This is a genomic window from Pseudoduganella buxea, from assembly GCF_009720835.1.
In the GTDB taxonomy this organism is placed as follows: domain Bacteria; phylum Pseudomonadota; class Gammaproteobacteria; order Burkholderiales; family Burkholderiaceae_D; genus Rugamonas; species Rugamonas buxea.
Map to the genome: position 1 here is coordinate 137483 of NZ_WNKZ01000002.1, position 19963 is coordinate 157445.

Consider the following 19963-nt stretch of genomic DNA (forward strand, 5'->3'; position numbering starts at 1 on the left):
ATGTGCCGTGCTGCACTCCCGTCGAGCCCGGCGCCCAGTATTCATGCGGCTTCCTGCCGAAGCTCGCGCGCCGCCGCCACCATATTGCGCAGTGCCGTTGCCGTTTCCTCCCAGCCGCGCGTCTTCAGCCCGCAATCCGGGTTGACCCACAACTGCCGCGCCGGTATGACGGCCTGGGCCTTCTTCAGCAGCGCCACCATCTCGCGCCGGTCCGGCACGCGCGGGGAATGGATGTCGTACACGCCTGGCCCGATATCGTTGGGATATTGGAAGTCGCCGAAGCCTTCCAGCAAGGCCATTGCGGAGCGGCTCGTTTCGATGGTGATGACGTCCGCATCGAGGGCGGCGATCTGCGGCAGGATGTCGTTGAACTCGGCGTAGCACATATGGGTGTGGATCTGCGTCGCGGCGCCCGCCACGCCGGCCGTGACGCGGAAGGCCCGCACGGCCCAGTCCAGGTAGGGCGCATGGCGGGCGCGGCGCAGCGGCAGGCCTTCGCGCAAGGCCGGTTCGTCGATCTGGACGATGGCAATGCCGGCCGCTTCCAGGTCCGCCACCTCGTCGCGCATGGCCAGCGCGATCTGCATGGCCGTGTCGGCCCTGGGCTGGTCGTCGCGCACGAAGGACCATTGCAGGATCGTGATCGGCCCCGTCAGCATGCCCTTTACGGGGCGCTCCGTCAGGCCCTGGGCGTAGACGGCCCAGTCCACCGTCATCGGTGCCGGGCGGCTGACGTCGCCCCAGATGACAGGCGGCTTGACGCAGCGCGAGCCGTAGGACTGCACCCAGCCGTTGGCCGTGAAGGCAAAGCCGTCCAGCTGTTCGCCGAAGTATTCGACCATGTCGTTGCGTTCGGCTTCGCCATGCACGAGCACATCCAGGCCCAGCAGCTCCTGCTGGCCGATGGCGTGGGCGATTTCCGCCCGCATGGCCTTGGCATAGGCGACCTCGTCCAGTTCGCGGCGGCGCCGCGCCGCACGGGCCGCGCGAATCTGCGGCGTCTGCGGGAACGAGCCGATCGTTGTCGTCGGAAACGCTGGCAGGTTCAGCCGGATCTGCTGCAGCACGCGGCGCTCGGCGAACGGGGCAGGGCGGTTGGCGGCCTCATCCGTCAACGCGGCCAGACGGGCCGCCACGGCGGCATTATGGACACGCTTGCTGGCACGGCGGCCGGCGATGGCCTGGCGGAAGCTGGCCAGTGCCGCCTGCACGGCCGCATCCTCCGGCGTCACGAGGGCCGCGCGCAGCAGTGCCAGCTCGTCCAGTTTTTCCAGTGCGAAGGCCAGCCAGTTGTTCAATTCACTGTCGAGCCCGCTTTCCGGGGCCAGGCTGTACGGCACGTGCAGCAGCGAGCACGACGTCGACAGCCACAGCGCGCCAGCGCGCTTGTCCAGCACCGGCGCCAGCTGGGACAGGGCGCTGTCCAGGTCGGTGCGCCAGATATTGCGCCCGTCGACAATGCCGACCGACAGCACCTTGTGGGCCGGCAGCCAGTCCGCCACGTTGATCAGTTCGTGTGCGGCACGCACGCCGTCCACGTGCAGGCCCGCCACGGGCAGTCGGCAGGCCAGGCTGAGGTTTTCTTCCAGCGGCGAGAAATACGTGGCCAGCAGCAGCGGCGTACCGGCCTGGTTCAATTGCCAGTAGGTGGGCTCGAAGGCGTTGCGCCAGGCGGCCGGCAGGTCCAGGCCGAGGATGGGTTCGTCCACTTGCACCCAGGCCACGCCCATCGCCTTCAGCCGCGCCAGGATGGCGCCATAGACGGGCAGCAGGCGTTCCAGCAGGGCCAGCTTGTGGTCCATGCCCTTGCCCAGCCACAGGAAGGTAAGGGGGCCGATCAGCGCCACCTTGACGGCATGGCCCAGCGCCTGCGCTTCAGCCACTTCGTCGAACAGGCGCTCGCTGGCCACGGTGAATTCGGTGGCGTCCGTAAATTCCGGCACCAGGTAGTGGTAGTTGGTGTCGAACCATTTCGTCATTTCCAGGGCCGGGCTGGCGCTGTGGGCGCTGCCGCAGCCGCACTCGTCGCGCCCGCTGCGGCCTCGCGCCATGATGAAGTAGCGCTGCAGCGGCGTCTCGCTGGCGCCGAAGGCGAAGCGGGCCGGTTCGCAACCGAGCAGCTGGATGTGATTCGCCACGCCGTCGTACAGGGCGAAGTCGCCCACGGTGACGAAGTCCAGGCCGGCATCGCGCTGGGCCGCCCAGTGGCGCGCGCGCAAGGTGGCCGCCGTGGCTGCCAGTTGCACCGGGTCCGTCTCGCCGCACCAATGGGCTTCCAGGGCGAACTTCAGTTCGCGCTGGGCGCCGATGCGGGGAAAGCCGGGGATGTGCAGGGAAATGTTTTTCATGATGTCATGCAAATTAAATATTGGTGCAGTAGAGTGTGCGACAATCCCTTGCATAAGCCAAACGAAAGATTTTGCGTCTCAACATGAAAATAATTCATTGAGGCGCGTTCACGCTGGAAGGTCGAATGTTGGAAATCCGTCATCTGCGTACCCTGGCCGCGCTGCGCTCCGCCGGCAGCCTGGTGCGGGCCGCACAATTGCTGAACCTGACGCAATCGGCGCTGTCGCACCAGATCAAGCTGCTGGAAGACAGGTACGGCGGCCCCCTGTTCGAGCGCAAGTCCGTGCCGATCGGCTTCACGGCCACGGGTGCGCGCCTGCTGCGGCTGGCCGACATGCTGCTGCCGGAAATCGAGCTGGCCGAGCGCGACGTGGTGCGGCTGATGCAGGGCGACCAGGGCCAGCTGCGCGTGGCGCTGGAATGCCATACCTGCTTCGACTGGCTGATGCCCGTGATGGATGAATTCCGCGCGCGCTGGCCCGATGTCGAGATCGATCTCGTATCGGGCTTTCACAGCGAGCCGGCCGATCTGCTCAAGGCCGGCCAGGCCGACCTCGTGATCGGTTCCGATTACAGCGCCGGCTACGCCACCTTCCCCCTGTTCCGCTTCGAGATCCTGACGGTGATGGCGCAGAAGCACCGGCTGGCCCCCCAGCGACGCCTGCTGCCGGCCGACTTCGAAGGCGAAACCCTGATCACCTACCCCGTGCCGGAAGAGCGCATCGACCTGATCCGCGAACTGCTGCGCCCCGCGGGCATCAATTTCCAGCGCCGCACGGCCGAGTTGACTGTCGCCATCCTGCAGCTGGTGGCGAGCCGGCGCGGCGTTGCCGCGTTGCCGAACTGGGCCATCAAGAACTATGTCGACTACGACTACGTCATCGCCAAGCCCATCGGCGAACATGGGCTGTGGAGCGACCTGTTCGTTTCCGTGCCGCCCGCGCTGAAGGGGCGCGCCTATGTGGCGGACTTCGTCAAGGTCATCCGCGAGCAGTGCGCCGCCACCCTGGACGGAATCAAGTTGCTGTCGTGACAGAGTTTGATATAGATCAAACAACCTTGGCTGACCGGCATTTACGATGAAAGCCCTTGCGCTATCTCAGCCGCATCCCTAAGGAACCGCCATGTACACGCTGCCCGCAGAGCTTCTGTATGTCACCCGTACCGCCCTGGAAACCCAATTGGCCGGCGCCAATGCCCTGACGCGCGCGGCGTTCGACGGCAGCGCCAGCCTGATCGACCTGAACCTGCAGCTGGCGCGGGAACAGCTGACGGCGGCCACGGCCGCGTCGAACCAGCTGTTGTTCGTCCGTGATGCGCAAGATTTCGTCGGTATTGCCGCGGTTCACTCGCAGCAGGCGCTCGACCGTGCCAAGGCGTATGGGCGCCGCGTTGCCGGCGTGGCGAGCGACCTGAATACGAGCTTGAACGAACTGGGTAATGACTTTGCTGGAACCTTGTCCCGCACTTCGATAGAATGAACTGTAGTAGCGCTTCGACAACCCCTGCTGACGTAACCGGTCAGCGCACTGGAGAATGAAATGGATGATGTAGTTATCGTTGCCGCAGCCCGCACCGCGGTTGGCAAATTCGGCGGCTCCCTGGCCAAGATCGCGGCAGCGGACCTGGGCGCACACGTCATCAAGGGCCTGCTGAGCCAGACCGGCATCGACCCGAACCTGATCAGCGAAGTGATCATGGGCCAGGTGCTGACGGCCGGTGTCGGCCAGAACCCGGGCCGCCAGGCGCTGATCAAGGCCGGCCTGCCCAACACCATCCCCGGCTACACCATCAACAAGGTATGCGGCAGCGGCCTGAAGGCCACGCACCTGGCGGCGCAGGCGATCAAGTGCGGCGACGCCGGCATCGTCATCGCGGGCGGCCAGGAAAACATGAGCGCCTCGCCGCACGTGCTGAACAACTCGCGCGACGGCTTCCGCATGGGCGACGCGAAACTGGTCGACACGATGATCGTCGACGGCCTGTGGGACGTCTACAACCAGTACCACATGGGCATCACGGCCGAGAATGTCGCGAAGAAATATGACATCTCACGCAGCCAGCAGGACGAATTCGCCCTGCAATCGCAGCTGAAGGCGGAAACGGCGCAGAAGGAAGGCAAGTTCAAGGACGAGATCCTGGCCCTGGAAATTCCGCAGAAGAAGGGCGTGATCACCTTCGACACAGACGAATACATCAAGGCCGGCACCACCCTGGACAGCCTGTCCGGCCTGCGCCCGGCTTTCAACAAGGAAGGTAGCGTTACCGCCGGTAACGCCTCGGGCATCAACGACGGCGCCGCCGCCGTCGTCATGATGTCGGCCACCCAGGCCCGCGAACTGGGCCTGAAACCGCTGGCGCGCATCAAGTCCTACGCTTCGTCCGGCCTGGACCCGGCGGAAATGGGCATGGGCCCCGTCAACGCCAGCCGCCTGGCCCTGAAAAAGGCCGGCTGGACGCCGCAGGACCTGGACCTGATGGAAATCAACGAAGCCTTCGCCGCCCAGGCCTGCGCCGTCAACCAGCAGATGGGCTGGGACACGAGCAAGATCAACGTCAACGGCGGCGCGATTGCCATCGGCCACCCGATCGGCGCGTCCGGCGCCCGTATCCTGGTCACCTTGCTGCACGAAATGGTGCGCCGCGATGCCAAGAAAGGCCTGGCCTCGCTGTGCATCGGCGGCGGCATGGGCGTGGCCCTGGCCGTCGAACGCGACTGATTTTTTTGCTTCATGCAGTACCGGCCGCTCCAGCGCGGAGCGGCCGTTGTTCGAGTACGCAAACTAAGAGGGGATGACAAATGGCACGAGTTGCATTGGTAACAGGCGGCATGGGTGGTCTTGGCGAAGCAATCAGCATCAAGCTCCTGGCCCTGGGCTATAAGGTAGTAACCACGTATTCCCCCAACAACACGAAGTACCAGGCCTGGCTGGACCAGATGAAGGAAGCCGGTCACACCTTCGCCGCCTATCCCTGCGATGTGTCGGACTACGACTCGGCGCAAGCCTGCGTGGCGGCCATCGAAAAGGACATCGGCCCCGTCGACGTGCTGGTCAATAACGCCGGCATCACGCGCGACATGACGTTCAAGAAGATGGACAAGGTCAACTGGGATGCCGTCATGAAGACCAACCTGGATTCCGTCTTCAACATGACCAAGCCCGTCACGGACGGCATGATCGAACGGGGCTGGGGCCGCATCATCAATATCTCCTCCGTCAACGGACAGAAGGGCGCCTTCGGCCAGACCAACTACTCGGCCGCCAAGGCCGGCGTGCACGGCTTCACCAAGGCGCTGGCGCTGGAAGTGGCGCGCAAGGGCGTGACGGTGAACACCATCTCGCCCGGCTATATCGGCACCAAGATGGTCACGGAAATCCCGCAGGAAGTGCTGGACACCAAGATCATCCCGCAAATCCCCATGGGCCGCCTGGGCAAGCCGGACGAGGTGGCGGGCCTGGTGGCCTACCTGGCGTCCGATGAAGCCGCCTTCGTCACCGGTGCGAATATCGCCATCAACGGCGGCCAGCACATGTCCTAAGCTTGAATGACGCCCGGCCGATCCCGGGCAGCAAAACCGGGGACAGTCCCCTGTTTCCAGGCAAGCTTGCCGAAGAACAGGGGACTGTCCCCGGTTTTTTACACTGGAACGACGATGACGACTTTGCCCGATGGCGGCCTGGCCCTGTCCCCGCTGGAAGAACAACTGCTGCCGCCCGGCGTCAAGGGCTTGCCGCTGACGGCGCCGCTGCGCCAGCACATGATCGGCCTGCAGGGCTGGAACGTGCTGCACGCCGACACCAGCTTTCCCGTCGCGCTGCTGAAAACGGCCGTGCTGCGCCATAACCTGGATTGGATGCGCGCTTTCTGCCAGCGCCATGGCGCCGTGCTGGCACCCCATGGCAAGACAACGATGAGCCCGCAGCTGTTCGGCGCCCAGCTGGCCAATGGCGCCTGGGGCATCACCCTGGCCAGCGCCACGCAGGTGCAGGTCGCGGCGCGCTTCGGCGTGCGCCGCGTATTGCTGGCCAACGAGCTGGTGGCGCCGGCCGATATCCGCGCCATGCTGCACCTGCTGCGCGACGACCCCGCCTTCGAGCTGATCGCGCTGGCCGATTCGCTGGAAGGCGTGGTGCGCCTGGCCGAGGCAGTGACTGCCGCGGGCCTGCGCCGGCCCTTGCCGCTGCTGGTGGAGCTGGGCCTGGCGGGCAAGCGCGCCGGCTGCCGCACGCCTGACGAAGCGATGGCGGTGGCGCGCGCCATTGCGTCGGCGCCGGGGCTGCAACTGGCCGGCATCGAAGGCTATGAAGGGCTGCTCGTCAGCGCCGACCGCGATGCCGATATCGACCGGGTCGACGCCTTCCTGCGCCAGATGGTCGAGCTGGTGCGCCAGTGCGACGGCGAAGCCCTGTTCACGGGACCGCGCATCGTGCTGTCGGCCGGCGGCTCCGCGTATTTCGACCTGGTGGCACGGGGCTTTGCCGGCCTGCCGGCCCTGTCGCGGCCCGTGCTGCCCGTGCTGCGCAGCGGCTGCTACCTGACCAACGACCATGGCCACTACCTGGAACTGACGCGCGAACTCGATGCCCGCGAAGGGCGCGGCGACGGCTTGCAGCCGGCCTTGGAAGTGTGGAGCATGGTGCTGTCGCGGCCCGAACCCACGCTGGCCATCCTCGGCATGGGCAAGCGCGATGCGTCGCACGATATCGGCCTGCCGCGCGCGCTGGTGCGGCATCGGCCCGGCCCGGGCCGGCCGGTGGCGCTGGACGAAGGCTGGGGCATCGAGAAGATGAACGACCAGCATGCCTACTTGCGCCTGCCGGAGACGGCGGCAGGCGAACTGGCCGTCGGCGACCTGGTCGGCTGCGGCATTTCGCATCCCTGCACCACCTTCGACAAGTGGCCCTTGCTGCTGCTGGTGGACGAGGCCTACCGCGTCACGGGCGCCGTCAACACCTTCTTCTGAAAGTGGCGGCAAAGACGTTACAATCGGCTCTCCCAGTCAACGCGAGTGTCCCTCATGTCCGATTCTCCTCCGAGCCTGTTCCCGCCCGCCACGCCCACCAGCACCGGCATGCTGGCGGTGGACGACCTGCACACCATCTACTGGGAAGAAGTGGGCAACCCGCAGGGCATTCCCGTGCTGTTCCTGCACGGCGGCCCGGGCGCCGGCATCTCGCCGCAGCACCGGCGCTTCTTCGATCCGCGCCACTACCGCGTGATCCTGTTCGACCAGCGGGGCGCCGGCAAGTCGCTGCCGCTGGGCGAGACGCGCAACAACACGACGCAGCTGCTGATCGAAGATATCGAGAAGCTGCGCGTGCTGTTCAACGTTCAGCAATGGCTGGTGTTCGGCGGTTCGTGGGGCTCGACCCTGGCGCTGGCGTACGGCCAGGCCCACCCGGAAGCGTGCCTGGGCTTCATCCTGCGCGGCATCTTCCTGTGCACGGCGCTGGAAATCGACTGGTTCATGGATGGCGCCCAGTGGTTCCACCCGGAGATCCACGAGGAATTCGCCGCCGCCATTCCCTTCGAGGAGCGGGACAACCTGCTGCAGGCCTACTACCGGCGCATCATGGACCCGGACCCGGAAGTGTACTGGCCGGCCGTGCGCGCGTGGAGCCGCTTCGAGGGCCGCCGCGTGTTCCTGCTGCCGCAGCCGGACGAGCCGTCCTGCGACACGGTCGACCTGGGGCTGGGGCGGCTGGAAGCGCACTACATGGCCAACCTGGGCTTCTTCGAGGAAGACCAGCTGCTGCGCGACGTCGACCGCATCGCCCACCTGCCCGTGGTGATCGTGCAGGGCCGCTATGACGTCATCTGCCCGCCGTTCACGGCCTGGCGCCTGCACAAGCGCTGGCCCGGCTCGAAGGTGGCGATGGTGCCGGACGCCGGCCACGCCGCCATGGAGGCCGGCATCAGCCGCGAGCTGGTCAACGCCACCGAGCAGTTCCGCCGCCTGGGCCGCTTTGACTGACTGACCCACTGCACCGCAGGCGCAGGAATCCCGGCCGGCCCGGCCGGCCTGCTACACTGCGACCTGGACGACACATTTTAATAACGACGTGATGAATATTCAGCTGGGCGACATCGGCCATATCATTCAACTGGCCATCGCACCGGTCTTCCTGCTGACCGGCGTGTGTACCAACCTGATGGTCCTGATCAACCGGCTGGCCCGCATCATCGACCGCTCGCGGGTGCTGGAAGACCGCCTCGACATCGCCTACAGCGACAATTACCTGAACGAGCTCGATGTGCTGTACCGGCGCTCGCACCTGATCAACTACGCCATCACGCTGTCGACCGCCTGCGGCCTGTGCGTCTGCCTCGTCATCGCCCTGCTGTTCATCGGCGACACCACCAACGTCACGCTGGACAAGTACATCGCCGGCCTGTTCGTCGGCGCCGTCTTCAGCCTGATTTTCAGCTTCGGCTTCCTGCTGCGCGAGATCTTCATCGCCTCGGCAGCCATGCGCGCCCAGCGCCACGTGCGCCGCGCGCACAAACTCAACAGCGAATAGTTTTATGCACGATTACCAACGTCCCCCCACCTTGCACCGCTATGGTCCCCGCAGCGAACTGGAACTGGCACTGACCCAGGGCCACTTCGTGCTGCGTCCGGACAGTGGCTTCCTGACGCTGTCGTTCTCGCAGGCCTGGAGCCGCGACCTGTTCGAGCACTTTGGCGCCGACAGCTGCCTGGTCATCCACAACACCGAGGAATTCGGCGAGCGCGTGCACCGCGCCGTGCAGCGCACCCTGCCCAACTGGGCCGGCATCGACGGGGCCGTCGAATACGGCGCCCGCGCAGCCCTGGGCGCCGCCTTCACGATGGGTGCGCAGGATGCGGTCGAAAAGGAATGGAAGTTCGCCTGGCGCGCCATGCACAGCCAGTCCAGCATGAATCCCGTGGTGATCCGCATCGGCAGCCTGGAACAATTTGCCGAAGTGCGCGGCCCGGATTACCGCCCGGGCTGACCATCAGGGCGCGATGGCGCCCATGACGTGGTTGCGCGCCAGCTCCGAGGACGGCGCCGGCGTGCCCTTCGGGGCCGTGCCCCTGTCCAGCCGCGCCAGCACGGCGCCCATCATGCGTTCGATGTCGCCGCGGATGATGTTCGTGCCAAGAATGCCGGGAACATAAAAGTTCGGCATCATGCGGCCCGTGTAGAGCACCTTGGTGCCGCCCGTTTCCGGCACGGGCACCAGCTCCCAGCGCGATTCGTAGTGCTTCATGTCGCCCGAGATCAGGTCGATGTCGATCGACGACATGGGCTGCTCGGTGGCGCGCACGATCAGGTGAATCGAGCGTGACATGAACAGGAAGCGCGCGGTGCCGAACTGCTCGATGATGACTTCATTGCCGTTGCGCGACAGTACCCGGCACGACACCAGGTCCGGCACGAATTCCTCCATGCGGTCGTAGCCCGTCAGGATGCGCCACACCGTCGGCAGGGACGCCTGCACGGTGCCGGTGGCATCGACTTCGAACATCTGCAAGGCATCCTGCGTCACCCGCTTGACTGATACCTGCAGCTTGGGCAAGTCGGTGCGGTGCCCTTGCGCAAGGGCCAGCGCCGGTGTTGCGCAACCGAGCAGAAATAACAGCAGGAATCTTTTCATTCTTCCAGCGTAAGGTAACTGGTGGGAGAATACAAGCGCGGCACGTTTTCACCGTTAGGCAGCGCACAAACCCCGGCCACCCAATCCATGACTCAATACCAGCATCTCCTCGCCCCCCTCGATCTCGGCTTCACCACCCTGCGCAACCGCGTTGTCATGGGGTCCATGCACACCGGCCTGGAAGACCGCTTCTGGCACTACGACAAGCTGGCCGCGTTCTACCGCGAGCGGGCGCGGGGCGGCGTCGGCCTGATCGTCACCGGCGGCATCTCGCCGAACCGGCAAGGCTGGCTGCTGCCTTTCGGCGGCACCCTCAATTTCGCCGGCGACGTGTTCAACCACCGCAAGGTCACGCGCGCCGTGCACGAGGAAGGCGGCAAGATCCTGCTGCAGATCCTGCACGCGGGCCGCTATGGCTACCAGCCTTTCGTCGTGTCGGCGTCGGCGAAAAAGTCGCCCATCTCGCCGTTCAAGCCGAAGGCCCTGACCGACAGCGGCATCGAGGCCACCATCCGCGCCTACGTGCGCTGCGCGCGGCTGGCGCGCAAGGCCGGCTACGACGGCATCGAAGTAATGGGCAGCGAAGGCTACCTGCTGAACCAGTTCCTGTGCGCGCGCACCAACCTGCGCACCGACCGCTGGGGCGGCGCCATCGAGAACCGCATGCGGCTGCCCGTCGAGATCGTGCGTCGCGTGCGCGCGGCCGTCGGCGCCGATTTCATCATCATGTACCGCCATTCGCTGCTGGACCTGGTCGAAGGCGGCAATACCTGGGAAGAAGTGGTGACGGTGGCGCGCGCGCTGGAGCAGGCCGGCGTGACGATCCTGAACACGGGCATCGGCTGGCACGAAGCGCGCGTGCCCACCATCGTCACCTCGGTGCCGCGCGGCGCCTTTGCCCAGGTGGCCGGGCGCCTGCGGCGCGAGGTGGGCATTCCCGTCGTCGCGTCGAACCGCATCAACATGCCGGCCGAGGCGGAGGACATCATCGCCCGCGGCGACGCCGACATGGTGTCGATGGCGCGGCCCTTCCTGGCCGATCCGGAATTCGTCAACAAGGCCGCGACGGGCCGGGCCGACGAGATCAACACCTGCATCGCCTGCAACCAGGCCTGCCTGGACCACACCTTCTCGAACAAGCGCGCGACGTGCCTCGTCAACCCGCGCGCCTGCCATGAAACGGAGCTGGTGTACCGCAAGGCACCGGTGCGGCGCCGCGTGGCCGTGGTGGGCGCCGGGCCGGCGGGCCTGTCGGCGGCGACGGTGGCCGCCGAATGCGGCCATGACGTCACCCTGTTCGACAGCGCCGACAGCGTCGGCGGCCAGTTCAAGGTGGCCATGCAGATTCCCGGCAAGGAGGAATTTGCGGAAACCATCCGCTACTTCACCCGTCGCCTGGCATTGACGGGCGTCGATGTCCGGCTGGGCCGGCGCGTGGCGCGCACCGATCTGGCCGGTTTCGACGACGTCGTCGTCGCCACGGGCATCCGCGTGCGCATGCCAGCTATCGACGGTATCGACCATCCGAAGGTGCTCAGCTACCTCGACGTGCTGCAGCACAAGAAGCCGGTGGGCGCGCGCGTGGCCATCATCGGCGCCGGCGGCATCGGTTTCGATGTCGGCGAATACCTGCTGCACGACAGCCACCACCCGCTGCCGCTGCCGCTGGACCAGTGGACGGCGGAGTGGGGCGTCGACCTGCACGCCAGCACGGGCGGCGGCCTGGTTCCGCCGGCCGCCCCGGCGCCCGTGCGCCAGCTGTACCTGCTGCAGCGCAAGACCACCAAGCCGGGTGCCGGCCTGGGCAAGACGTCCGGCTGGGTCCACCGCGCCGTGCTGGCGCGCAACGGCGTCGTCATGCTGGCGGGGGTGCAGTACAAGAAGATCGACGATGCAGGCCTGCACATCGAAGTGAACGGCGAAGCACGTCTGCTGGCCGTGGACAACGTCATCATCTGCGCCGGCCAGGACAGCCTGACGGAACTGATGCCGGCCGAGAGCGACACGGCGGCAAATACGGGCGGCCCGCGCTACCACAAGATCGGCGGCGCCGCCCTTGCAGCCGAGCTCGACGCCAAGCGCGCCATCCGCGAAGGCGCCGAGCTGGCCGCGCGGCTGTAGAGCCCTCCGCAACTGCTGAGCCTGTGTCCACCGTGGGGTCAGACCCCGACATGGACACGAGCTGAACTGCAGATGGTGGATGAGCCCGTGTCTTTGTCGGGGTCTGACCCCAAACTAGACACGAACTGAGCCGTTAGCGGCTCGCGGGTTCAGTGGCCGTTGCCCTGGTAGGGTTCCTTGAACGTTTCCAGCACATAATCCGTCATGCCATTCGCGAGTTCTTCTTCGCCGACGAGGACTTTGCCGACCCGTTCCTTGCGCAGCAGCTCGGCTTCTTCGTCGTTGTGGGTGCGCACGACGATGCGGATGTCCGGGTTCAAGGTGCGGGCGATGTCGGCCATGCTGCGTACGTGGAAGGTGTCGGGCGTGGCGATGACGAGCATGCGTGCCTTCGTGATGTGCGCCTGGATCAGCACGGCCGCTTCGCCCGCGTTGCCTGCCACGGCGGCCACGCCGTCGCGGCGCAGCTGGTCGACCTTCTCGCGGTTCTGCTCCGCCACGACGTAGTGGATGCCGTGCTCGTTCAGGGTCTGGGCGATGCGCTTGCCCACGCGGCCGTAGCCCACCAGCACCACCTGGCCGGCCAGCTTCGTGTGCGCCGTCGACATCGGCAGCTCGGCCAGCGGGTCGGCCGGGCGCTCGAACTTCGCCGCCAGCGACGGGTTGCGACTGAGCCAGCGCTCGAGCGGACCGATGGCCGCGAAGATCAGCGGGTTCAATGTGATCGACAGGATGGCGCCGGCCAGGATCAGGCTCTGGCCTTCGGGCGGCATCAGTTTCAGGCCGATGCCCAGCGCCGCCAGGATGAAGGAGAATTCGCCGATCTGTGCCAGGCTGGCCGACACCATCAGGGCCGATTTGACGGGATAGCGCAGCAGCACCACCAGCAGGAAGGCCGCCAGCGATTTGCCGAACACGATAATGGCCAGCACGGCGATGACGCGCAGCGGCTGCTCGACGAGGATGGACGGCTCGAACAGCATGCCGACGGAGACGAAGAACAGCACCGCAAAGGCGTCGCGAAGCGGCAGCGATTCCTGGGCCGCGCGATGGGCCAGTTCCGATTCGCGCAGCACCATGCCGGCGAAGAAGGCGCCCAGCGCGAAGGAAATACCGAACAGCTGGGTGGAGGCGTAGGCGATGCCGACGGCCGCCGCGATGACGCACAGGGTGAACAGCTCGCGCGAGCGCGTCGCCGCCACTTGCCACAAAATCCACGGAAACAGCTTCCTGCCCACCACCAGCATGAAGCCGACGAACAGGGCGACCTGGCCCAGCGTGATGGCCAAGGTCTTCCACAGGCTGGCCTCGGGATCGGCGCCGGTGGCGTCGCCGCCCAGCGAGGGTGCCAAGGCCGGCAGCAGCACCAGCACCAGCACCGTGACGAGATCCTCGACGACAAGCCAGCCGACGGCGATGCGGCCGTTGAAGGAATCGAGGATGCCCCGTTCTTCCAATGCGCGCAGCAGCACGACGGTACTGGCCACGGACAGCGCCAGGCCGAACACGAGGCCGCCGCCGATGCTCCAGCCCCACCAGTGCGCCAGGCCCATGCCCATCGCCGTGGCGGCGCCGATCTGCAGGATGGCGCCGGGCAGCGCGACCTTGCGCACTTCCCACAGATCGTCCAGCGAGAAGTGCAGGCCGACGCCGAACATCATCAGCATGACGCCGATTTCGGCCAGTTGGCCGGCCAGGTGGGCATCGGCGACGAAGCCTGGTGTGGTGGGGCCGAGCAGGATGCCGGCGGCGAGATAGCCGACCAGGGCCGGCAGCTTCAGACGGGTGGCGAGAAAGCCGAAGACGAGGCCGAACCCGAGGGCGGCGGCGATGGTGGTGATCAGGCTGACGTCATGATGCATGCAGGGCGGGTTCCTTCCGGTGGGGTTGCTGGACGGCGATTGCCGTCCAGGGCGATACCCCGAGTATAAACCGATAAGAAAAACGCCCCGGAGGAAGGGCCTTACAGCTTCTTGACGACCACGCTGCCGATCGAATAGCCGGCGCCGAACGAGCAGATGACGCCGTAGGCGCCCTGCGGCAGGTCGTCCTGGTGCTTGTGGAAGGCGATGATGGAACCGGCCGACGAGGTGTTGGCATAGGTGTCCAGGATGACCGGCGCTTCTTCCGGCGTGGCGTCGCGGCCCAGGATCATGCGCACGATCAGTTGGTTCATGCTCAAGTTGGCCTGGTGCAGCCAGTAGCGGCTGACCTGCGACACGTCCAGGCCGGCGTTGGCGATGGCGTTCTTGATCATCTCGGCCGCCATCGGGCAGACATCCTTGAAGACCTTGCGGCCCTGCTGCTTGAACAGCTTGTCCGGCTGGCCCACGCCCGCTTCGTCGCCCCGGTTCAGGAAGCCGAAGTTGTTGCGGATATTGTTCGAGAACGAGGTTTTCAGCTTCATGTCCAGGATCGCGAACTGGTGCTTCGACACGGCCGTATCGGCCGCCTCGACGATGATGGCCGTGCAGGCGTCGCCGAAGATGAAGTGGCTGTCGCGGTCGCGGTAGTCCAGGTGGCCGCTGGTGATTTCCGGGTTCAGCACGAGCACGGCGCGGGCCTGGCCCGTCTGCACGGCGGTCGCCGCCGTCTGGATGCCGAAGGTGGCCGACGAGCAGGCCACGTTCATGTCGAAGCCGAAGCCTTCGATGCCCAGTGCCTGCTGCACCTCGACGGCCATGGCCGGGTAGGCGCGCTGCATGTTCGAGCAGGCCACCAGCACCATGTCGATATCGGCGGCGGTGCGGCCGGCGCGTGCCAGCGCTTCCTGGGCCGCGGCCACGCACATCTCGGCCTGCACCGACAGCTCGTCGTTGGCGCGCTCCGGCAGGTGCGGCGCCATGCGGCGCGGATCGAGCACGCCTTCCTTGTTCATCACGTGGCGCGACTTGATGCCCGACGCCTTTTCAATGAAGGCCGCGCTGGACGGCTCCAGCGCCGTCACCGTGCCCGCCTCGATGGCCGCCGCGTTCTCCGCGTTGAACAGCTCGACGTAGGCGTTGAAGCTTTCGACCAGTTCTTCGTTCGATATCGAATGGGGAGGGGTGTACAGCCCGGTTGCGCTGATGACGGCTTGTTTCATTGTTAAACTTTCGTATTCGTTAAGAGGCAGGAAAGGCCGCGCGACCACTGCCCACGCACGGCAAGACCGGGTGCGTGGGCCGGTCGACACGGCCTTTGCGGAACATAGGGTTCCATATTGCCGGCGATTTTACCTCAAGAGACGGCGGCGAAACCCTGATCGTGACAACGGCGCCTTCGCGGGCGCCGTCCAGGTGCGGCACTGCCCTTTTTCACTTGTGTCTGGCCGCAGCGGCGGCCTGCACCAGTTTCGATTCCGGCTTGGCCGTCTGCACGGGCAGGCCCTTCAGGTGGTTCAGCGCCTGGCGCAGCTGGAAGTCATCCACCGTGCCGTATTCGAGGGGCTGGCGTTTCTTTTCCAGCGCCAGGATGCGCATCTGCTCTTCCAGCTCGTCGCGCTTGCCCTTGCCCGCTTCTTCCTCGCGGTCGTTGGCCAGGTGCTTTTCCAGGTCCGCCTCGCGCATGCGCAGCGCGTTCAGGCCGTCGCCGTCGGCGTATTCGTCCACCGCCAGGTCCGGCACGATGCCCTTGGCCTGGATCGAGCGGCCATGCGGCGTGTAGTAGCGCGCCGTCGTCAGCTTCAGAGCCGTATCGGCCGTCAGCTGGCGGATGGTCTGCACGGAGCCCTTGCCGAAGGTCTGGCTGCCGATGATGGTGGCGCGCTTGTAGTCCTGCAGCGCGCCGGCGACGATCTCGGAAGCGGAAGCCGATCCCGTATTGACCAGCACCGCCAGCGGCACCCGCTTGACCGCCTCGGGCAGCCGCGCCAGCCCGTCGGTATCGCTGCGCAGCGAGTAGTACTCCGCGCGCGCATAGTAGATCTGCTTCGAATCGGGCAGCTGGCCATTGGTCGACACCACCGGCGTATCCTTCGGCAGGAAGGCGGCGGCCACGCCGATGGCGCCTTGCAGCACGCCACCGGGGTCGTTGCGCAGATCCAGCACGAGGCCTTTCAGGTTCGGGTCCTGCCGATACAGCTCGGTGATTTTGGCCGCCAGGTCGTCCACCGTGGGCTCCTGGAACTGCGCCACGCGCAGCCAGCCGTAGCCCGGCTCGACGATCTTGCCCTTGACGCTTTTCTGGTGGATTTCCTCGCGCACCAGGCTGAAGGTGAGGGGTTGCGGCTCGTCCTTGCGCAGCACCGTCAGGGTGACCTTGCTGTGCGGCTCGCCGCGCATCTTCTTGACCGATTCGTCCAGCGACAGCCCTTTCAGGGGCGTGGCATCAAGGCGGGTGATCAGGTCGCCCGCCTTGATGCCGGCGCGGTAGGCCGGCGAATCCTCGATGGGGGCGACGATCTTGATATAGCCGTCGTCGCCCTGGGCGATCTCGATGCCCAGGCCGACGAACTTGCCCTGCGAGCCCTCGCGCAGCTCGGCGTAGGCTTTCTTGTCCAGGTAGGCGGAATGGGGGTCGAGCGAGGCGACCATGCCGGAGATGGCTTCGGTCAGCAGCTTGCGGTCCTCGACCTGCTCGACGTAATCGGATTTGATGAGGCCATAGACATCGGCCAGCTGGCGCAGTTCTTCCAGCGGCAGGGCCGGTTCGGCACGTTGCGCCATCGCGGAAAACTGCAGGGACACTGCCACGCCGGCCACGACACCCAGGGCGACCAGCCCGGAATTGTTCAGTTTCTTGCCCATGTTTCACCCTCGGATGCAGCGGCGGCCACGGGGCCGCCATGCGATCGAGTATAAACCCGAAATCCCGCCGTTGCGCTGGCTGAACCTTAATTTGCGTCGCTTTACATCAGCCCTTGTGCGATTGCCAAGTTGCTCTTTTGCCAGGCCTTTTTTGCCGGATGTAGGGCTTGCGTTAATGAGAGTAAGTAAATGTAAGAAGAGCGGAATGGCCTCCCGGCGCGTCCTACACTGAGCCCGTATTTCTCTCTACCCTGAAGTGGTTTTTGCCTGCGCTCCCCGCGCAGGCTTTTTTTTGTGCGGAGCATTCATGAAACAACAATGGAAACAAGCGCTCGGCGTGCTGGCGCTGTGCGCCGCCACTGCCGGCCCGGCCGTGGCCACCCCCGTGATGGACTGGCGCGCGCCGGACCTGATGATGATGGCGCCGGACCTGAAGCAGTCGCTGAAGCTGAACACCAACCAGGCCACCTTGTGGGGCCAGACCGAAAGCCGCACCCGTACCTTGCTGCGCGAGCGCCAGTCGCGCCAGGAGCGCATGCAGGCCCAGGGCCTGGCGGCGCTGCAGGGCAGGAACGTCGAACTGCGCGAGCTGACCGGCGCGCTGGACCGGGAGGACGGCCTGGTGGCGGGCGAAAACCGGCAGCTGCGCGAATGGTGGCTGACGGTGAACGACGCCCTCGACGAGGGCCAGCGCCAGGCCGTGGCCACTTTCCTGGCCGAGCAGCTGCAGCGCAAGGCGGAAGGCCCGGGCGGCGGCGGACGCGGGGAGGGACCGCCGCGGGGCGACGGCGGCGGCGAAGGGCGCGGCGGACACAAGGGCGGGATCGGCATGGGCGGTGGCGCTGGCGGCATCAATATCGGCACCGGCGTCGGCACCGGCGTCGGCCGCTGAAGTATCGAAAAGTAAAAATCGCCCGGCCACCGGGGCAGGGGCCGGGCGGGGCGCTTACAATTGGGGGAGACATCGCTCAACCCAATAAAGCCGGGACGGGACTTACAAGGTCCCGCTCCGCCCTGATATCGAAAGCGGCACCGTGAAACGACACCTTCTTTCCCTCTCCCTACTGGCGGCCTTCGCCACCGGCGCCCACGCCGACAGCACGCCCATCTCCGGCATCGACACCCAGTACATCGACGCCAGCGTACGGCCGCAGGACGATTTCTTCGTCCACCTGAACGGCAAGTGGCTGAAGACGGCCGAGATCCCGGCCGACAAGTCGAGCTGGGGCTCGTTCGCCAAGCTGCGCGACGACACGCTGCCGCAGCTGCGCGAGATCATCGAGCAGCGCCAGCACAAGAAGGGGCTGAAGGGCGACGAGCAGAAGATCGCCGACCTGTACACCAGCTACATGGACGAGGCGAAGCTGAACCAGCTGGGCGTGCGTCCGCTGGCGGGCGAACTGGCCCGCATCGCCGCCGTCAAGGACAAGAAGGCCCTGCCCGGCCTGATCGCGCACCTGACCCGCATCGGCGCACCCACGCCGTACGCCGTGCGCGTGTCGCAGGATGCACGCGACTCGACCCGCTACGCGGCCTATATGGCGCAAAGCGGCCTGGGTCTGCCGGACCGCGACTACTACCTGAAGAAAGACGACGCCAAGCTGGCCGACGCGCTGGCGAAATACGAGCTGCACGTGGCGAAGATCCTGACCTTGGCCGGTGCCAAGGATGCGCCAGCCCAGGCCAAGGCCATCGTCGCGCTGGAAACGGCGCTGGCCGAGGTTCAGTGGACCAAGGTCGAGAACCGCGACCCCGTCAAGCGTTACAACAAGATCGATATCGCCAAGCTGGGCGAACTGGCGCCGGGCTATGACTGGAAGGCCGCGCTGGCCGCATCGGGCATCGCCAGCAAGACCGACTACGTCATCGTCATGCAGCCGAGTTACCTGCAGGGCTTCGACAAGCTGGTGGGCCAGACCGACCTGGCCACGTGGAAGGCCTACCTCACGTGGCACCTGCTGCGCGACGCCTCGCCTTACCTGTCCAAGCCCTTCGCCGATGCCCACTTCGCCTTCTACGGCACGGTGCTGACGGGCGTGACGGAACAGCCGCCCCGCTGGAAGCGCGGCGTCGGCGTGGTCGAGGGCGTTATCGGCGAAGGCCTGGGCCAGCTGTACGTGGCCGAACACTTCCCGGCCGAGCGCAAGGCGCGCATGGAAAAGCTGGTGCAGAACCTGCTGCTGGCCTACAAGCAGAGCATCGATACGCTCGACTGGATGAGCCCTGAAACGAAGAAGGAAGCGCAGGCCAAGCTGGCCAAGTTCACGCCGAAGATCGGCTACCCGGACAAGTGGCGCGACTACACGAAGCTGAAGGTGAACGGCGGCGATTTGATGGGCAATCTACGCCGCGCGTCCGAGTTCGACTACCAGCGCAACCTGGACAAGCTGGGCCAGCCGATCGACCGCACCGAATGGGGCATGACGCCGCAGACGGTCAACGCCTACTACCGCTCGACGGCCAACGAGATCGTCTTCCCGGCCGCCATCCTGCAGCCGCCGTTCTTCGACGCGCGCGCCGACGATGCCGTCAACTATGGCGCCATCGGCGCCGTCATCGGCCACGAGATCAGCCACGGCTTCGACGACTCGGGCAGCCAGTCCGACGGCGACGGCAACCTGCGCGACTGGTGGACGGCGCAGGACCGCGCCAACTTCAAGGCCAAGACCGATGCGCTGGTCAAGCAGTACGACGCCTACAGCCCGCTGCCGGGCTATAACGTCAACGGCCGCCTGACCCTGGGCGAAAACATCGCCGACAATTCCGGCCTTGCCATTGCGTACAAGGCTTATAAACTGTCGCTCAATGGCCAGCCGGCGCCGGTGATCGACCAGCTGACGGGCGAGCAGCGCTTCTACATGGGCTTCGGCCAGGTGTGGCGCTCGAAGATGCGCGAGGCGCAGCAGATCGTGCAGGTCAAGACCGATCCGCATTCGCCCGGCCAGTTCCGCGCCAACGGCACCGTCGTCAACCAGCCCGGCTTCTACGAAGCCTTCGGCGTGAAGGAAGGCGACAAGCTGTACGTGGCACCGGCGCAGCGCGTGATCATCTGGTGAAGCGCATCTGGTGATGCGCACCGGCTAAATCCGGAGGCGAAGGCGGCCGGAATGTCGCGTCAAAAAGGCCACATCCGTGGCCTT

Annotated in this window: 16 protein-coding genes; 11 read left to right on the top strand and 5 right to left on the bottom strand. The window is 66.0% G+C overall.

Translation table 11 applies throughout. The features are described 5' to 3' along the window. Positions 1-41: 41 nt before the first annotated feature. On the bottom strand, positions 42-2348 hold the full coding sequence (gene metE / locus GM672_RS01615; protein ID WP_155468778.1) for a 5-methyltetrahydropteroyltriglutamate--homocysteine S-methyltransferase: 2307 nt from the start codon (positions 2346-2348) through the stop codon (positions 42-44). A gap of 125 nt (positions 2349-2473) precedes the next feature. On the opposite strand from metE, the gene GM672_RS01620 reads away from it, so the two are divergent. The 8 genes from GM672_RS01620 (at position 2474) to GM672_RS01655 (ending at position 9330) form a co-directional block, all read left to right on the top strand. Further along, positions 2474-3382 (top strand): LysR family transcriptional regulator, encoded by a 909-nt coding sequence (locus tag GM672_RS01620; protein WP_155468779.1) that lies wholly within the window; start codon positions 2474-2476, stop codon positions 3380-3382. 91 nt (positions 3383-3473) lie between these two features. Further along, positions 3474-3830: a phasin family protein gene (locus tag GM672_RS01625; protein WP_155468780.1), complete on the top strand. Its 357-nt coding sequence runs from the start codon at positions 3474-3476 to the stop codon at positions 3828-3830. Positions 3831-3890: 60 nt separating this feature from the next. Continuing rightward, a complete protein-coding gene (locus GM672_RS01630) occupies positions 3891-5069 on the top strand; it encodes an acetyl-CoA C-acetyltransferase (RefSeq protein WP_155468781.1) in 1179 nt (392 codons plus the stop codon). Positions 5070-5149: 80 nt separating this feature from the next. Continuing rightward, entirely contained in the window at positions 5150-5890 is a 741-nt protein-coding gene (phbB, locus tag GM672_RS01635) for an acetoacetyl-CoA reductase (protein ID WP_155468782.1), read from the top strand. Positions 5891-6004: 114 nt separating this feature from the next. Continuing rightward, positions 6005-7315 carry an amino acid deaminase gene (locus tag GM672_RS01640; RefSeq protein ID WP_155468783.1) on the top strand — a complete coding sequence of 437 codons (1311 nt, stop codon included), beginning with the start codon at positions 6005-6007 and terminating at the stop codon, positions 7313-7315. A 54-nt stretch (positions 7316-7369) separates the two neighbouring features. Continuing rightward, positions 7370-8326 (top strand): prolyl aminopeptidase, encoded by a 957-nt coding sequence (gene pip / locus GM672_RS01645; protein ID WP_155468784.1) that lies wholly within the window; start codon positions 7370-7372, stop codon positions 8324-8326. Between the two features lie 91 nt (positions 8327-8417). Beyond that, positions 8418-8873: a DUF2721 domain-containing protein gene (locus tag GM672_RS01650; protein WP_155468809.1), complete on the top strand. Its 456-nt coding sequence runs from the start codon at positions 8418-8420 to the stop codon at positions 8871-8873. 4 nt (positions 8874-8877) lie between these two features. Further along, on the top strand, positions 8878-9330 hold the full coding sequence (locus GM672_RS01655) for a hypothetical protein (RefSeq protein WP_155468785.1): 453 nt from the start codon (positions 8878-8880) through the stop codon (positions 9328-9330). Between the two features lie 3 nt (positions 9331-9333). Here the strand turns inward: GM672_RS01655 and GM672_RS01660 are convergent, their stop codons facing one another. Beyond that, positions 9334-9975, bottom strand: a complete 642-nt coding sequence (locus GM672_RS01660) for an SRPBCC family protein (RefSeq protein ID WP_155468786.1) — start codon at positions 9973-9975, stop codon at positions 9334-9336. 87 nt (positions 9976-10062) lie between these two features. On the opposite strand from GM672_RS01660, the gene GM672_RS01665 reads away from it, so the two are divergent. After that, positions 10063-12096: an NADPH-dependent 2,4-dienoyl-CoA reductase gene (locus GM672_RS01665; RefSeq protein WP_155468787.1), complete on the top strand. Its 2034-nt coding sequence runs from the start codon at positions 10063-10065 to the stop codon at positions 12094-12096. Between the two features lie 149 nt (positions 12097-12245). Here GM672_RS01665 and GM672_RS01670 read toward each other — a convergent pair whose 3' ends face one another. The 3 genes from GM672_RS01670 to GM672_RS01680 form a co-directional block, all read right to left on the bottom strand. After that, the gene (locus tag GM672_RS01670) at positions 12246-13958 is read right to left on the bottom strand and encodes a cation:proton antiporter domain-containing protein (protein WP_155468788.1); all 1713 of its coding nucleotides are present in this window, start codon (positions 13956-13958) and stop codon (positions 12246-12248) included. Positions 13959-14059: 101 nt separating this feature from the next. Beyond that, on the bottom strand, positions 14060-15181 hold the full coding sequence (locus tag GM672_RS01675) for a beta-ketoacyl-ACP synthase III (protein WP_155468789.1): 1122 nt from the start codon (positions 15179-15181) through the stop codon (positions 14060-14062). Between the two features lie 211 nt (positions 15182-15392). Continuing rightward, positions 15393-16823 carry a S41 family peptidase gene (locus tag GM672_RS01680; RefSeq protein ID WP_155468790.1) on the bottom strand — a complete coding sequence of 477 codons (1431 nt, stop codon included), beginning with the start codon at positions 16821-16823 and terminating at the stop codon, positions 15393-15395. A gap of 307 nt (positions 16824-17130) precedes the next feature. Here GM672_RS01680 and GM672_RS01685 point away from each other — a divergent pair, with 307 nt between their 5' ends. Both GM672_RS01685 and GM672_RS01690 read left to right on the top strand, forming a co-directional pair. After that, complete coding sequence (locus GM672_RS01685; RefSeq protein ID WP_155468791.1) at positions 17131-17715, top strand: hypothetical protein; 585 nt, start codon at positions 17131-17133, stop codon at positions 17713-17715. Between the two features lie 142 nt (positions 17716-17857). Further along, entirely contained in the window at positions 17858-19879 is a 2022-nt protein-coding gene (locus GM672_RS01690) for a M13 family metallopeptidase (RefSeq protein WP_170299888.1), read from the top strand. Positions 19880-19963 lie beyond the last annotated feature (84 nt).

What these genes read in the sequence shown, in the direction of transcription:
- GM672_RS01660 (WP_155468786.1), bottom strand. Translation starts at nt 9,975, where the DNA reads ATGAAAAGATTCCTGCTGTTATTTCTGCTCGGTTGCGCAACACCGGCG.
- GM672_RS01675 (WP_155468789.1), bottom strand. Translation starts at nt 15,181, where the DNA reads ATGAAACAAGCCGTCATCAGCGCAACCGGGCTGTACACCCCTCCCCAT.
- GM672_RS01670 (WP_155468788.1), bottom strand. Translation starts at nt 13,958, where the DNA reads ATGCATCATGACGTCAGCCTGATCACCACCATCGCCGCCGCCCTCGGG.
- GM672_RS01620 (WP_155468779.1), top strand. Translation starts at nt 2,474, where the DNA reads ATGTTGGAAATCCGTCATCTGCGTACCCTGGCCGCGCTGCGCTCCGCC.
- phbB (WP_155468782.1), top strand. Translation starts at nt 5,150, where the DNA reads ATGGCACGAGTTGCATTGGTAACAGGCGGCATGGGTGGTCTTGGCGAA.
- GM672_RS01640 (WP_155468783.1), top strand. Translation starts at nt 6,005, where the DNA reads ATGACGACTTTGCCCGATGGCGGCCTGGCCCTGTCCCCGCTGGAAGAA.
- GM672_RS01680 (WP_155468790.1), bottom strand. Translation starts at nt 16,823, where the DNA reads ATGGGCAAGAAACTGAACAATTCCGGGCTGGTCGCCCTGGGTGTCGTG.
- GM672_RS01630 (WP_155468781.1), top strand. Translation starts at nt 3,891, where the DNA reads ATGGATGATGTAGTTATCGTTGCCGCAGCCCGCACCGCGGTTGGCAAA.
- GM672_RS01650 (WP_155468809.1), top strand. Translation starts at nt 8,418, where the DNA reads ATGAATATTCAGCTGGGCGACATCGGCCATATCATTCAACTGGCCATC.
- GM672_RS01655 (WP_155468785.1), top strand. Translation starts at nt 8,878, where the DNA reads ATGCACGATTACCAACGTCCCCCCACCTTGCACCGCTATGGTCCCCGC.
- GM672_RS01625 (WP_155468780.1), top strand. Translation starts at nt 3,474, where the DNA reads ATGTACACGCTGCCCGCAGAGCTTCTGTATGTCACCCGTACCGCCCTG.
- GM672_RS01665 (WP_155468787.1), top strand. Translation starts at nt 10,063, where the DNA reads ATGACTCAATACCAGCATCTCCTCGCCCCCCTCGATCTCGGCTTCACC.
- pip (WP_155468784.1), top strand. Translation starts at nt 7,370, where the DNA reads ATGTCCGATTCTCCTCCGAGCCTGTTCCCGCCCGCCACGCCCACCAGC.
- GM672_RS01685 (WP_155468791.1), top strand. Translation starts at nt 17,131, where the DNA reads ATGAAACAACAATGGAAACAAGCGCTCGGCGTGCTGGCGCTGTGCGCC.
- metE (WP_155468778.1), bottom strand. Translation starts at nt 2,348, where the DNA reads ATGAAAAACATTTCCCTGCACATCCCCGGCTTTCCCCGCATCGGCGCC.